Consider the following 13,071-nt stretch of genomic DNA (forward strand, 5'->3'; position numbering starts at 1 on the left):
GAATACATCAAGGTCACCGGTGATACCGACCCCGTTCGCAAGGCCTTCGCCAAGGCCAATGGCATCAAACCCGCACTCTTATTCCGCGAGTTTCGAGGGTGCCTGCCTCAAGCGCAACGGCGCGGGTGTGGTCTACGTGGAGCCGGGCGTGATGAGCAGGTGGACTCCGGCCATACCGTCATCCGTATCGACCACAACCTGGCTGTGCTCGCGCACGCGGACTACGCCATCGATTTGGGCCTCGGAGCCGGTTTGGCCGGCGGCCAGGCGGTCTTTAGCGGCACGCCAGCAGACTTAGCCGAACAGCGTGACTCGGTGACGGGGCGTTTTTGCCGACGCCCTCGTCTCCCCCTAACTTTCCTGCCTTAAGCGTTGACCGGCGCGGCGGCGCGGCGACGCTGGCGAAGCTCTACCACGCGTTCGGATTCGCTCATTCCGCCCCAGACACCGTAGGGCTCGGCGGATTGCAAGGCATGCTCGCGGCACAAATCAATGACCGGGCAAGAATTGCAGATGGCTTTGGCGCGATTCTCGCGCTGGGCGCGGGCGCGGCCGCGCTCGCCATCCGGGTGATAAAATACGTCCGAGTTTTCTCCGCGGCAGGCGCCTTGTAGCTGCCAATCCCACAGGTCAGCGGTGGGACCGGGAAGCAAATGAGGCTGAGACACGTTATTAAGCTCCTTTGTAAGGGCGAGAATTCTTGTGTGGCTTCCGCAGCGTCGCGGAAAGCAACCTCACGTAGTGTTTCGCGCGTGGGTAAACGGTGGGTTACCGATTTTTGACTTTTAAGTATTATTCTCGCACTTCCTCTTCCTGCACCATGGTTTACCAGCGCAAACGCCGAAGGTTAACGGTTTGTGAATTTTCTGCCGCTCAGCTTGCATAGGTAATGGGGGTGCGCGTTGCCTTTGCATAAACTCCCCGTGTGCCAATATGGTTAGTTACCGGTCGAAAACATCTCAGAGGGTGCATACGTGAGCGATAGGGAACAGGAGCTAGCGGATCTCGTTCCGCATGCCGTCGACGGCAGCCGTCGAGCGCTGCAAAAAGTCCTGCAGATCATTCACCCGCAGGTCCTGCGTTACTGCCGCGCCCGCATCGGGGGCGGCAGCCAACCCACCGCGGAAGATGTGGCCCAAGAGATTTGCCTAGCAGTGGCTACCTCGATTGGTTCCTATGAGGACAAGGGCCGTCCTTTTATGGCCTATGTTTATGGCATCGCATTTAATAAGGTCACTGATGCTCACCGCGCGATGGGCCGCGATAAGTCCACGCCTACCGAAGAAATTCCGGAAGACTCCGCGCGTGAAGCCACTCCTGAAGAGTGGGCGCTAGAGGCCGACGGTAGTAACAGAATGCGCGCCTTGCTCGATACATTAAGTGATAAGGCGAAAAACATCGTTATTCTGCGCGTGTTCAACGGGTTGTCAGCAGAAGAGACTGCGGAAATTGTGGGTTCCACTCCAGGCGCGGTCCGTGTGGCACAACACCGAGCACTAGCTCAATTGCGAAAGACCCTCCAAGTCGCGCAGGAAACTGCACACTAAGGGGCTTGTGGCCCAATCTCACAGCAGGTATTTCATAACAGAAAGGAAGGGGGAGAGACACCATCATGGCTTCTAAGCACCACGGCGATAACGACGACCTAGCGGACCAGCTCCAGCCCTTGGTCGATGATGATGCATTCCTCACTGAGCTTTCGAAAGGCAACGACCCTTCCGACCGTCAGGATGACCTGGCGGGGTTGCTGCTGGAGTTAAAGGGGGACGTCGACAAGCACATGCCTCCGGCCCCGCTGGTAGAAGGCGCTGAGGCGGAGCCTCAGGTTATTGATCTTGGTAAGGCGCGCAAGCGTCGCCGCGGCGGGCCTTTCGTGCATGGTCTCATTGGCGCGGCCGCTGCAACCCTAGTCATTGCTGGAGCCGGTGGCGCAATGCTGCATGCCGGAACTTTTGATAAAGGGGATAAGACCCGCAATGTAGAGCTGGCCGGAACGCTGGAAGAGATGGAATCTCGCGCGGCCGAAGGCGATATTGAAGGTGCTCGGGAACTGATGAGGGATGCCCGAGCCAAGCTGGACGCGGCCGAAGGCAAGGAAGAAAAGGCCATCGCCGCCAACAGTGAGGCGGAACACAAGCGCTCTGCGCACCCGAAGCCCGCCCCGCACACCGTGACGGAGACCGCCACCGAAACCGTGGCGGAAGAAGCTTCCCAACCGGAACAGCAGCCGGAGCAGGTTACCGTGACCGAAACTCAGTACGCCACCGAAACCGTGGTGGTCACGGAACAAGGGCAGCCAAACCCGCAGCCCAACCCCAACGTTGAGGATGAGCCGACGACCACCATCGAGTTGGGCCAGCAGCAGTAGAAGCTAGCGGCCCTCTAGGCCATCCAAGTAACCCAGGGCGTAGTCCCAGGGAACATAGCGGGAGGGATCCGGCTCGGCGCCTGGCTCATGCACTGGCGCTAGCTCCCCTTCGAGCGTGGCGCGCATATTTGCGGCCATGATATCCCACTCATAAAAGTGATTTTCCTGGCAATCCTCGCAGAGGAAGAAGATGCCGTCGATGCCGCGCGGGCCGAGGATGGACGCGAATTTCTGCACCAGCGCGAGGTCGTGGATGATGGCGATTCGGTCGTCGTCGGTAAGCGGCATGACTTGCTCGTCCTCCTCCAAGAAGGAGGCGGGGTCATTCGGGTCATCGGCGAAAGGATCGCGGGGCATATTGGCGAAGAAGTTCACGCCTGCGAGCCTATTGAACTTACCCTCCCGAGGCAATTTACCCCTGCCCAAATGGTGTCGTCGGCCGGCAAAGCACTACAGTTGTGGTAGCCGCTAAACCTGTTAAGGAGAGACCTCGATGAGCGAGAACCGTATTCATACTGGTGGAGATGACCCGAACAAGGTAGCCCTGCGCGGCCTGACCTTTGACGATGTGCTTCTGTTGCCCGCCGAATCCAATATCGTGCCCTCCGAGGTCGATACCGGCGCGCAGTTTACCCGCAATATTCGCCTCGGCGTCCCGCTTGCCTCGGCCGCCATGGATACCGTGACTGAGGCCCGCATGGCCATTGCCATGGCGCGCCAGGGCGGCATCGGCGTGCTGCACCGTAACCTGTCTACCGAGGACCAGGCCGAGCAGGTAGAAATAGTCAAGCGCTCCGAGTCCGGCATGGTCACCGACCCCATCACTGCCCGCCCGGATATGACCATTGGGGAGGTAGACGCGCTGTGCGCCCGCTTCCGTATCTCCGGCCTGCCGGTGGTAGATGAGGACGGCACTTTAGCCGGTATTTGCACCAACCGCGATATGCGCTTCGAGCCTGACTTTGATCGCAAGGTCAGCGAGGTTATGACGGCCATGCCGCTCGTCGTAGCGCGCGAGGGCGTATCCAAGGAGGAAGCCCTCGAGCTGTTGTCGGCCAATAAGGTGGAAAAGCTGCCCATCGTCGATGCGGATAATAAGCTCACCGGCCTGATTACCGTCAAGGACTTTGTAAAGTCCGAGCAGTACCCTAACGCGTCGAAGGACTCGGCCGGCCGCCTGTTGGTTGCGGCCGGCATCGGTACCGGCGAGGAGTCCTACCAGCGCGCCGCCGCGCTTGTCGACGCCGGCGTGGACGCCCTCGTCGTCGATTCCGCCCATGCCCACAACAACCGCGTGTTGGAAATGGTTTCCCGCGTCCAAAAGGACTTTGGCTCCAAGGTCGATGTCATCGGCGGTAACCTTGCCACCCGTGAGGCCGCCCAGGCAATGATTGATGCCGGCGCGGATGCCATCAAGGTCGGCATTGGCCCGGGCTCCATTTGCACCACCCGCGTCGTCGCTGGCGTGGGAGCGCCGCAGATTACGGCCCTGATGGAAGCCGCCGCGGTAGCTGGCCCGGCCGGTGTACCGGTGATCGGCGATGGCGGCATGCAGTACTCCGGCGACGTCGCCAAGGCCCTAGCGGCCGGCGCCGATACCGTCATGCTGGGTTCCATGTTTGCCGGGACCACTGAGGCGCCCGGTGACATCGTGGTCTACCAGGGCAAGCAGTACAAGCGCTACCGCGGCATGGGCTCCATGGGTGCCATGCAGGGCCGTGGACTTTCCGGCGAAAAGCGCTCCTATTCCAAGGATCGCTACTTCCAGGCCGATGTTCGCAGCGAGGACAAGCTGGTTCCAGAAGGCGTCGAGGGCCGAGTGCCCTTCCGCGGCGATATCGATGCCATCGTGCACCAGATTATCGGCGGCCTGCGCGCTTCCATGGGCTATACCGGCTCCGCCACCCTGGCCGAGCTGAAGACCAAGCGCTTCGTTCAAATCACCGCCGCGGGCCTGAAGGAATCCCACCCGCACCACCTGCAGCAAATCGCAGAAGCACCAAACTACCGCTAGGAATATCATGCGTGAATACGCCGAAATTGGCATCGGCCGCGAGGCCCGCCGCACCTTTGATCTAGAGCAACTATCCATCGTGCCGCAACGCCGTACCCGCTCCTCCAAGGACGTGGATACCACCTGGCACATCGATGCCTATACCTTCGACATCCCTTTCCTGTCCCACCCCACCGATGCGCTCGCCACGCCCGAGTTCATCATCGAGATGGGCAAGCAAGGTGGCCTGGGCGTCATTAATGCTGAGGGGTTGTGGGGCCGCCACGAGGATCTCGAAGGCGCTCTAGCTCGCATTTACTCGCAGCCGGGCGATAACTCCATCATTCAGGAGTTGCACGCCGCCCCGCTTGACGACGCCCTCCTTACCGAACGCATCTCCCAAGTCCGTGACTCCGGCGTCACCGTTGCTGTGCGCGTTTCTCCGCAAAATGCTCGTGAGATGGCCCCGAAGGTGATCGCGGCCGGTGCCGAGCTGCTGTTTATTCAGGGCACCCTGGTCTCGGCCGAGCACGTAGCTACTGGTGGCGAGCCGTTGAACCTCAAGGAGTTCATCGGATCGCTGGATGTGCCGGTCATCGCGGGCGGAGTTACCGACTACACCACCGCGCTGCACCTGATGCGCACTGGCGCGGCCGGCGTTATCGTGGGCGCGGGCGTGACGACCAACGCCGAGACCGTTGGTATCGACTCGGCCATGGCCACCGCTATTGCCGACGCCGCTGCCGCCCGCCGCGACTACCTCGACGAGACTGGCGGCCGCTACGTGCACATCATCGCCGATACCGAGTTTGAAAACTCCGGCAATATTGCCAAGGCTTTTGCTTGTGGCGCCGACAGTGTCGCTCTCGGCCCACTGCTTGCTCAGGCCCGCGAGGCCGGCGGTAAAGGCTGGTACTGGCCCGCCACGGCCGGTCACCCGCGTTTCCCCCGCGGCTTCGTCCAGTTCTCCGGAGCTGATGCCGACTTGGATGTTGATTTCCTCACCGCCGGTACCCCGGCCGAAGCTGCAGAAGAGTCTGCCGCTCCTTCGCTTGAAACGGTGTTGCACGGTCCCTCCAGCGAGCCCTTCGGCCGCACCAACTTGGTCGGCGCGCTACGCCGCTCCATGGCAAAGTGCGGCTACACCGACCTGAAGTCCTTCCAGAAGGTTGAGCTCGCCGTCCGCCACTAATCGGCAATCTCGAACGCGGCTGTGCTTTCTTGGCGCAGCCGCGTTTTGTCTTCAAGCTTTCTTTTCCTCTGGAGAGGTAGAGCGTGGCGGAGAAGGAGGGTGGTCAGGAAACCAACTGCCAACCGCCTTCCCTCCTCCATGTGGTCTCGCGCGACATCGGCCGCCATTGTCCTGCATCGTGGACTGGGCACACGCGTGCTCCCGCAGGATTGAGTTCTACAACCTTCTTTTCCTCTTTCGCGCGCAGCACTACCGAATTATGCGCTACTTCTGGGTATCCCATGCGCTCTGCCTGCTGAGTGCCGCATAAGGGAGCCCACTCGTCCCACTTGCTTCCAAAGACTTCTGCGGCTGGGAGTGTTACCCGTTGTGGACCTTGTTCATCCAGCGCAGACGTCACCTCGGCCGTAGTTGGGGTAGCGTCACAACCGCATAACAATAGCCCGGTGGTGAGCACAATAGCCAAGCGCTTCATAAGCTATCAGTTTAGTGGGTTAGACTATGGGGCGTGACTAAGCCAAACACTACCCCGCGCCCCGTCCTCGTTGTGGACTTTGGCGCTCAGTACGCGCAGCTTATTGCCCGTCGCGTGCGCGAGGCCAAGATTTACTCCGAGGTTGTCCCTCACTCCGCGTCTGTGGAGGAAATCAAAGCTAAAGATCCCGCCGCGCTTATCCTGTCGGGTGGCCCGTCCTCCGTCTATGCTGACGGTGCCCCGGCCCTGAAGCCGGAGCTGCTTGAGCTCGGCATTCCTGTCTTCGGCATCTGCTATGGCTTCCAGGCCATGAACCACGCTCTTGGTGGCACTGTGTCGTCGACTGGCGAGCGTGAGTACGGCCGCACCGATATGAACGTTAAGGGCGGCGTACTGCACGCTGGCCTGGAGACTACCCATAAGGTATGGATGTCCCACGGTGATGCCGTATCTGCCGCTCCCGAGGGCTTTGAAGTTACGGCCACTTCGGCCGGTGCCCCGGTTGCAGCGATGGAGTGCCTGGAAAAGAAGATGGCCGGTGTGCAGTACCACCCTGAGGTGCAGCACTCGCCGCACGGCCAAGAGGTACTTACCCGCTTCCTGACCGAGATTGCCGGCCTAGAGCAGAACTGGACGGCCGATAATATCGCCGAGCAGCTCATCGCGGACGTTCGCGCTCAGGTGGGCGAGGACGGCCGCGCCATCTGTGGCCTATCCGGCGGTGTGGATTCCGCTGTAGCGGCGGCACTGGTGCAACGTGCCATCGGTGATCGCCTCACCTGTGTCTTCGTCGACCACGGCTTGCTGCGTGCTGGCGAGCGGGAGCAGGTGGAAAAGGACTTTGTCGCCTCCACCGGCGCGAAGCTGGTGACTGCGGATGAGCGCAGTGCCTTCTTGGAGAAGTTGGCCGGCGTTGACGACCCAGAAGCAAAGCGCAAGGCCATCGGCGCGGAGTTTATCCGTGCCTTTGAGCGTGCGGTTGCGGGCGTGCTTGACGACGCCCCTGCAGGCTCCACCGTCGACTACCTCGTCCAAGGCACGCTGTACCCGGACGTGGTCGAGTCTGGCGGCGGCGACGGCACGGCGAATATTAAGTCTCACCACAATGTTGGCGGTTTGCCAGATGACGTGGAGTTCGAGCTGGTTGAGCCGCTGCGTCTGCTGTTTAAAGACGAGGTACGCGCCGTTGGCCGCGAGCTGGGATTGCCGGAAGAAATCGTTAACCGCCAGCCATTCCCAGGCCCAGGTTTGGGTATCCGCATTATCGGTGAGGTAACCGAGGAGCGCTTGGAGACGCTGCGTGAGGCGGACCTCATTGCCCGCACCGAGCTGACCAATGCCGGCCTGGATGACCAGATTTGGCAGTGCCCGGTCGTGCTGCTGGCCGACGTCCGTTCCGTTGGTGTGCAAGGTGATGGCCGCACCTATGGCCACCCGATCGTGCTACGCCCAGTGTCCTCGGAGGACGCCATGACTGCGGACTGGACCCGCTTGCCATACGAGGTACTGGAGAAAATTTCTACCCGCATCACCAATGAGGTGAAGGACGTCAACCGCGTGGTCTTGGACTGCACTTCCAAGCCACCGGGAACCATCGAGTGGGAGTAAAACGGCATGCGTAGAAGGCGCTCAGGCTATCTCTGAGCGCCTTTTCGCGCGTTTGAGGAGCGTGTTTACTCGCGCGGGGTAAACGGTGGACGCCACACAATGCGCCCGCCCACCCGCTCGAGGCGGCCGCGCCGGGGCGGAGCGTTGGGGTCATCATCGTTGACGCCGTTATGGTAGGCGCAGCACATGACCAGGTTTTTCATATTCGTCTCCCCACCGTTACTCCACGCCTTGAGGTGGTGGACCTGGGAGAGATCGGCCGGTTGGTTGCAGCCCGGCCAGGCGCAGCGTGGGTTTTCTGCAGCGGCCATGATGCGCTGTTTGTCATTGGCCACGCGCGCCGTGCGGTAGAGGTTGACCGGCCCTTCTTCGGGGTGCACGAGCGTGACGTAGCCGGTTTCTCTATCGCCAGAAAAGCCGACGTCGTTGAGTACGCGCCGCAGATATTCGGTGCCGGTAATGGTGGCGCCATTGGTCAGGTCGAGCTCGATATCGTCGCCGTGGCCGTCGCGGATGCGAATGAATTTGTCTAATGGCACGATGGCATTGGTTATCACCTCTGCCCGCGCGGCCGCTGCCTGGTCAAAGAAAATTTTTTCTACCGCCTCGAGCGATTGCTTCCCGGTCGCGGCCAGCGCGGCGTTGAGATCCGCGATGAAACTAGAGGTTCCGGTGATGGCAAGCGTCCAGTAGTCATTGGGGCGTCGGTAAGTGCGCACACCTGGAGTAACGGTGTTGTCTTTCATCTCGTGCAGGCGCCGGCGGGCGTGCTTGAGAATATGGCTCATCGCGCCGGTCATTGCGCAGCACTCCGCGCGTAGCTCCCAGGCCTGTTTCTTGCTCGGGGCGCGGTTAACAATGCGCTCTAGGGCGGTGAGTGTGGCGATAGAATGGGTGTTGCGACGGGCGTCGGCAATAGCACGGCGCTGTAGCCGGGTAAATTTGGTGCGGCCAAAGTAGCTCTCACACAAAAGAAGCAGATCGGCCGCGATGGCATCGGGCGCGCCGTGGTCCATAAGCTCGGACCCGGACATGCCCTGGCACCCGGCGATGATGTCCATGCCGGGGCCTAAGGCAGTGAGGTAGGTCTCGAGTGCGTTCATGCCTGCAACGCTACGACGCGCACCTACACCGGCGCACGGCCGGCGCAACCGCTGCGGCCAGTTGTGTGGATAACCCGGCCTACATACCCGAGGCGGGGCGGAAAAGCTGTGGATAACCCCGAAAAGTGTCGTATAGATTAGGCAAACGCGAGCCGTCGCGTGCCATCCACGTGGGGGAAGACGAGAAAGCTCAGGCCAAAAACCACCAGCCATACCAGGCCGGCGCCCCACGCGGGTAGGGCCACGATGGGGGCGAGCATCACCATAAGCCACAGAATCATCAGCGGCACGAGCTGTGCGATGCTAGGAACCAGAGTGACATTGCGCTTGGTGGCATAATCGCGCATCGTGTGGCGGTAGGGGTGGGCAAAGACGAGAACGAAAGCCGCCACGAGGCACACGAGCGCCCCGATTAGTGCAGCAAAAATATGTGCGCGGCTGGCCAAAAGCGCCACGGCCGCACCGATGAGGATGGACGAACCCAAACGCACCCATGGCGGAGTGGGAATGGGGGTGGTGTGCTCGCGCATGGCACCGTAGGCAGCGTTGAAGTTCATGCCGCTAAGGCTACCATTCGAACATACACTTGCATGTGTCCGGGTGAGGGTTCATACTATTCGGGTGAATCAAACGAGCGTTCGCCTAGAAAAAGCGGTGGCCGGACTAAGTAGGTCGGACCGTGTGGCGATGCTGCGTACTCGCATGCGCGCTATGGAGCGTGGCCCGGAAGAGGAGCTGGTAGATACGCTTCCTGGCCTGGCACGTCTGCTTCCTGCGGGCGGCTTGGCGCGCCGGCACGTGGTGCACTGTACTAACTGTCCAGCGCTTGTGGTGGAGCTTATCTGTCACCTCACGGCCCGCGGTGGGCATGTGGGTGTAGTGGGGTGGCCAGATCTTCTACTCACACAAGTGGCCGAGGAAGGTGTTATCGAACGTGTGGTAACCGTCCCAGATCCGGGCGTGGATTCCTGGATGGTGACAGGGGTATTGGCGGAAGGACTGGACCTAGTCATCCATCATGGGCCGCCCGGTGAGGTGAGCCCAACCAAGGCCCGGCCGGTGCTGGCGAAGGTGCGCGGCGGGCGCGCGGCGGTGCTGACGGTGGGCACGCGCTTGCCCGGCACGGCGGTGGAGATAGGGGCGCAGGTGAGTGCCTATCGGGGCGTCGGCAAGGGCAGTGGGCGCATTCGCGGCGTGGACATGGACGTTGAGGTGACCTCGAAGCAGGCTAGCGTGCATGGGGTGCTCACGGTGGGCCAACACCGCAGACTGGAGGCCGTATGAGGGTAGCGGCCGTGTGGTTTCCGGATTGGCCCATCCAGGCCGTCGGCGGGCAGGGCCCTATGGTCATTGCGCGCAATCACGCGGTTGCGGTATGCGATAGGACGGCGCGCCGGGCGGGGGTGCGGCGGGGGATGCGCCTGCGTCAGGCCCAAGCGCTGTGCCCCGAGGCGACGGTGGTGGAGGCCAATCCGGATCGGGATGGTGCGGCGTTTGCGGAGGTTGCGGCCGGTTTGGATGCGGTGGCGTCCTCGGTGGAGGTGCTGCGCCCTGGTTTGGCCATTGTGGACGCGGGCGCGGCGCTGCGCTACCACGGGGAGAAAGCATTAGAGATGCTTGTCGACGCCTCTTCGTACGCCGGCTTCGATTCCACCCTCGGCGTCGCCGATGAGATTGCTACGGCTGTCATCGCGGCCCGGCACCGTGGCATGGGTGCGGTGGTGCCAGAGGGCGGCTCGCGAGAGTTTTTGGCCACCCAGCCCATAGGAGTGCTCGCCGCCGATGAGGCCTTGGGCTTTGATGCTGGGTTTGTTGCGCAGCTCGATAAGTTGGGTGTGCGGCGCCTGGGTGACTTAGCGGCGCTGCCGTTTAAGCAGGTAGCCACCCGTTTCGGTGAGACCGGGCGTCGCGCGCACGAGTTGGCCCAAGCCCGTGCGGATAGGCGCGTAGCTCCAGAAATGGCACGCCCAGACCTGGCCGTGGAAATGGAAGAGCGCATCGAGCGCGTGGACGCGGCGGCCTTCGCGGCCCGTCAGCTAGCGTCCCGGCTGCATGCCCGCTTGGAAGAGGCCGGCAAGGTCTGCCTGCGGCTGCGCGTGGTGGCGGAGTTTGGCACCGGCGAGGAGTTGGCGCGGGTGTGGCGCACACAGGAAGCACTGACGGAGCAGGCCACCGCGGACCGCGTGCGCTGGCAGCTCGATGGCTGGCTCTCGCGTGCCACTGGTGGGGGCGCGGCTATCCGCCGCCTCGCACTGGAGCCGGTGGAGGTGGCCACCCCGTCCGCCACCGGGCTCTGGGGCGGAGAGGGATCTCAGGAGCAGGTCAAACGTGTGATCGCTCGCGTGCAATCGCAGCTGGGGGTTGACCGCGTGCTGCAGCCGCGGGCGGTGGGCGGCCGTGGGGTGGCCGAGCGCATCGAGTACGTGCCCTATGGCGAGCAGCGCGACGCACCGCCACAAGGCGAGTGGCCTGGCCGTATTCCGGCACCCCTGCCTGCGCGGCTGGGCGGTGGGCCTAATCATCCGGCCGCGCGCATCCGGCTTATCGACGCCGCTCGTCGCGAAGTATTCGTCACCGCCGAGGCTCTCCTTTCGGGGGCGCCGGTGGCATTGAGCTGGGGCGCTCATCGCTTCCGCGTGCTGGGCTGGGCCGGTCCCTGGCCGGTGGATACGCAGTGGTGGACTAGTAACCCGCAGCACGTAGCGCGCCTGCAGGTGGTGGGCCAAGCCGACCACGAAGAGCACCAGCGGGCCTGGCTTTTGGTATGGTCCGGCGGGCGCTGGCGGGTGGAGGCGACCTATTAATCGCGAATATCGACTACGAGGCGGGTGGGGTTATCGAGCACCTGCACGGAATAGGGCTTGCGCGAGGTCATGCCGATGACGAATTGGCAGCGGCCCTCGTAGGTACCGCCATTGACCACCTGGGTGACGACTCCCTCTACGGGGGCATCCACCACGCCGATGTGGGGATCGTCCTTCCCCGCCTCGAAGGGGTAGACCACGCCGTCGATATTGACATTGAGTGCGGTCTCGCCGGAGTGGTCAATAGTCTTGCCAGAACCCTGCTGCGTGGGCGTGTCGGCATAGTCTACGAACCAGCCGGGAGAGCCGCTGCCGTCGAGTTCGAAGACGACGCGCTCGAAACCCTCGTGCTGGCCGATGCGCACGTTGGTCACCGTGAGCTCGGAGGGGGCCTGCGGCCGGAGGGTTTTCATTTCCATATTGGCCTGGCCTAGTGGATTGAGCCGGGAGTTATCCGCAGATGCAGCCATGGTGGTGCGGTCCGTCTCTTGGGCGGCGCAGCCGCTGAGGGAAGCAGCGACGAGGAGTGTTGCGGCGAGACGGACTTTTAGCATGCCCCCTAGGTTATAGTTTCGGCCGTGAACTGTATAGCCGAGGGGGTATTTCGTGGCCGAATTGTGGCCAAGGGTGTGAGCTGAAATGCAGAAAGGTTAGGCTTAGGTATATGACCGAGTTCTGTTCAGATATCCAGGTAGAGCCGCTGCCAGGCACGGCGAAGAAGGAATCCGTCTATGTGCTTTTTGAGTGGCCGGGCGGATGGTCGCGAGACGTGCTCGATGGCGATACCTTTGGGCCGGATCTCACGGCGCAGCTCAAGGCCAAGCTGAAAGGCGTGGCGGGGCTGCAGCTTATCCGTCGGCCGGGCCGCGACGGCCGCCAGGTAGGCAAGATGCACCGCTGCTACCTGGTGTGGGCCGAGCAGGGAGTGATGGAACTCGTGCTGCTGACAGAGCCAGAGAAAATCCTCGATCTGGATCTGACCGGGCCTGGACGCAATGGAGGCGGCGCAGTGGAAACACCGCTGGTTTTGGTGTGTACGCACGCGAAGCGCGATACCTGCTGTGCGGTCAAGGGGCGGCCGTTGGCCGCGGAGCTGGTGGAGGATTACCCGGATATGGTCTGGGAGACCTCGCACACGAAGGGACACCGGTTCGCGCCATCGGTCATGCTCATGCCGTGGGGCTATTCCTTTGGACGAATGAATAAAGAAGCCGCCGCGCAGATGATTGCGGCGGCGGCGCGGGGAAAGTATTTTTACCCGGTAAATCGCGGGCGCGGTATTTTCGGCCCGCGCGGCCAGGTGGCGGAGTTGGCGGTGGCCCGAGCGCTTATCGACGCCGGCGAGGAGCTCTCCTACGGCCAGCTCACCGCCACTGATAGCGGCGAGGTCAGCCACATTGACGGCCGGCGCTGGCGCGTGACGCTCGAGGAGCGCGAGGTAGAAGGTGTGGTTTCTTCGTGTGGTGACGCCCCGAAGACGGGCCAAGCCATCGTAGCGACCGGCGTGGAGCCGGTCGCGGGGTAGGGC

At 62.4% G+C, this 13,071-nt stretch carries 14 protein-coding genes and 1 pseudogene; 9 read left to right on the forward strand and 6 right to left on the reverse strand.

Features of this window, described 5'->3' with window-relative positions:
* Positions 1-15: 15 nt before the first annotated feature.
* A pseudogene (locus ACP8J1_RS02400) lies at positions 16-369 on the forward strand (hypothetical protein); the annotation flags it as partial.
* On the opposite strand, the gene ACP8J1_RS02405 reads toward ACP8J1_RS02400, so the two are convergent.
* Positions 366-668, reverse strand: coding sequence for a WhiB family transcriptional regulator (locus ACP8J1_RS02405; protein ID WP_023020627.1), 303 nt, complete (start codon positions 666-668; stop codon positions 366-368). The pseudogene ACP8J1_RS02400 and the gene ACP8J1_RS02405 sit on opposite strands and share 4 nt — an antisense overlap.
* A 306-nt stretch (positions 669-974) precedes the next feature.
* Here ACP8J1_RS02405 and ACP8J1_RS02410 point away from each other — a divergent pair, with 306 nt between their 5' ends.
* Together ACP8J1_RS02410 and ACP8J1_RS02415 are read left to right on the forward strand one after the other, a co-directional pair.
* Entirely contained in the window at positions 975-1,547 is a 573-nt protein-coding gene (locus ACP8J1_RS02410; RefSeq protein ID WP_023020628.1) for a sigma-70 family RNA polymerase sigma factor, read from the forward strand.
* Positions 1,548-1,612: 65 nt separating this feature from the next.
* Positions 1,613-2,368: a hypothetical protein gene (locus tag ACP8J1_RS02415; RefSeq protein WP_023020629.1), complete on the forward strand. Its 756-nt coding sequence runs from the start codon at positions 1,613-1,615 to the stop codon at positions 2,366-2,368.
* 3 nt (positions 2,369-2,371) lie between these two features.
* Here ACP8J1_RS02415 and ACP8J1_RS02420 read toward each other — a convergent pair whose 3' ends face one another.
* Complete coding sequence (locus ACP8J1_RS02420; protein WP_005326826.1) at positions 2,372-2,743, reverse strand: DUF5319 domain-containing protein; 372 nt, start codon at positions 2,741-2,743, stop codon at positions 2,372-2,374.
* Positions 2,744-2,861: 118 nt separating this feature from the next.
* On the opposite strand from ACP8J1_RS02420, the gene guaB reads away from it, so the two are divergent.
* The gene (gene guaB / locus ACP8J1_RS02425; protein ID WP_023020630.1) at positions 2,862-4,382 is read left to right on the forward strand and encodes an IMP dehydrogenase; all 1,521 of its coding nucleotides are present in this window, start codon (positions 2,862-2,864) and stop codon (positions 4,380-4,382) included.
* A gap of 7 nt (positions 4,383-4,389) precedes the next feature.
* Positions 4,390-5,553, forward strand: coding sequence for a GuaB3 family IMP dehydrogenase-related protein (locus ACP8J1_RS02430; RefSeq protein WP_023020631.1), 1,164 nt, complete (start codon positions 4,390-4,392; stop codon positions 5,551-5,553).
* Between the two features lie 103 nt (positions 5,554-5,656).
* Here ACP8J1_RS02430 and ACP8J1_RS02435 read toward each other — a convergent pair whose 3' ends face one another.
* Positions 5,657-6,028, reverse strand: a complete 372-nt coding sequence (locus ACP8J1_RS02435; protein ID WP_023020632.1) for a hypothetical protein — start codon at positions 6,026-6,028, stop codon at positions 5,657-5,659.
* A gap of 33 nt (positions 6,029-6,061) precedes the next feature.
* Here ACP8J1_RS02435 and guaA point away from each other — a divergent pair, with 33 nt between their 5' ends.
* Entirely contained in the window at positions 6,062-7,636 is a 1,575-nt protein-coding gene (gene guaA / locus ACP8J1_RS02440; protein WP_023020633.1) for a glutamine-hydrolyzing GMP synthase, read from the forward strand.
* A 65-nt stretch (positions 7,637-7,701) separates the two neighbouring features.
* Here guaA and ACP8J1_RS02445 read toward each other — a convergent pair whose 3' ends face one another.
* A complete protein-coding gene (locus ACP8J1_RS02445) occupies positions 7,702-8,739 on the reverse strand; it encodes an HNH endonuclease signature motif containing protein (RefSeq protein WP_023020634.1) in 1,038 nt (345 codons plus the stop codon).
* Between the two features lie 137 nt (positions 8,740-8,876).
* A complete protein-coding gene (locus ACP8J1_RS02450) occupies positions 8,877-9,296 on the reverse strand; it encodes a hypothetical protein (RefSeq protein ID WP_023020635.1) in 420 nt (139 codons plus the stop codon).
* 130 nt (positions 9,297-9,426) lie between these two features.
* Between ACP8J1_RS02450 and ACP8J1_RS02455 the strand changes: the two genes are divergently transcribed.
* Both ACP8J1_RS02455 and ACP8J1_RS02460 read left to right on the forward strand, forming a co-directional pair.
* On the forward strand, positions 9,427-10,023 hold the full coding sequence (locus ACP8J1_RS02455) for a hypothetical protein (RefSeq protein ID WP_023020636.1): 597 nt from the start codon (positions 9,427-9,429) through the stop codon (positions 10,021-10,023).
* Complete coding sequence (locus ACP8J1_RS02460) at positions 10,020-11,543, forward strand: Y-family DNA polymerase (protein WP_023020637.1); 1,524 nt, start codon at positions 10,020-10,022, stop codon at positions 11,541-11,543. Before ACP8J1_RS02455 ends, ACP8J1_RS02460 begins: the two co-directional genes overlap by 4 nt.
* On the opposite strand, the gene ACP8J1_RS02465 is transcribed toward ACP8J1_RS02460, so the two are convergent.
* Complete coding sequence (locus ACP8J1_RS02465) at positions 11,540-12,097, reverse strand: AMIN-like domain-containing (lipo)protein (protein ID WP_023020638.1); 558 nt, start codon at positions 12,095-12,097, stop codon at positions 11,540-11,542. The genes ACP8J1_RS02460 and ACP8J1_RS02465 overlap by 4 nt on opposite strands.
* Before the next feature lie 110 nt (positions 12,098-12,207).
* On the opposite strand from ACP8J1_RS02465, the gene ACP8J1_RS02470 reads away from it, so the two are divergent.
* A complete protein-coding gene (locus ACP8J1_RS02470) occupies positions 12,208-13,068 on the forward strand; it encodes a ferredoxin family protein (protein ID WP_023020639.1) in 861 nt (286 codons plus the stop codon).
* Positions 13,069-13,071 lie beyond the last annotated feature (3 nt).

This window comes from Corynebacterium sp. LaCa_205 (assembly GCF_057458085.1).

Bases quoted from the DNA above. Each gene is read 5' to 3' on its own strand.
- ACP8J1_RS02460 (WP_023020637.1), top strand. From the start codon at position 10,020: ATGAGGGTAGCGGCCGTGTGGTTTCCGGATTGGCCCATCCAGGCCGTC.
- ACP8J1_RS02450 (WP_023020635.1), bottom strand. From the start codon at position 9,296: ATGAACTTCAACGCTGCCTACGGTGCCATGCGCGAGCACACCACCCCC.
- ACP8J1_RS02445 (WP_023020634.1), bottom strand. From the start codon at position 8,739: ATGAACGCACTCGAGACCTACCTCACTGCCTTAGGCCCCGGCATGGAC.
- ACP8J1_RS02465 (WP_023020638.1), bottom strand. From the start codon at position 12,097: ATGCTAAAAGTCCGTCTCGCCGCAACACTCCTCGTCGCTGCTTCCCTC.
- ACP8J1_RS02435 (WP_023020632.1), bottom strand. From the start codon at position 6,028: ATGAAGCGCTTGGCTATTGTGCTCACCACCGGGCTATTGTTATGCGGT.
- guaB (WP_023020630.1), top strand. From the start codon at position 2,862: ATGAGCGAGAACCGTATTCATACTGGTGGAGATGACCCGAACAAGGTA.
- ACP8J1_RS02455 (WP_023020636.1), top strand. From the start codon at position 9,427: ATGCTGCGTACTCGCATGCGCGCTATGGAGCGTGGCCCGGAAGAGGAG.
- ACP8J1_RS02430 (WP_023020631.1), top strand. From the start codon at position 4,390: ATGCGTGAATACGCCGAAATTGGCATCGGCCGCGAGGCCCGCCGCACC.
- ACP8J1_RS02415 (WP_023020629.1), top strand. From the start codon at position 1,613: ATGGCTTCTAAGCACCACGGCGATAACGACGACCTAGCGGACCAGCTC.
- ACP8J1_RS02470 (WP_023020639.1), top strand. From the start codon at position 12,208: ATGACCGAGTTCTGTTCAGATATCCAGGTAGAGCCGCTGCCAGGCACG.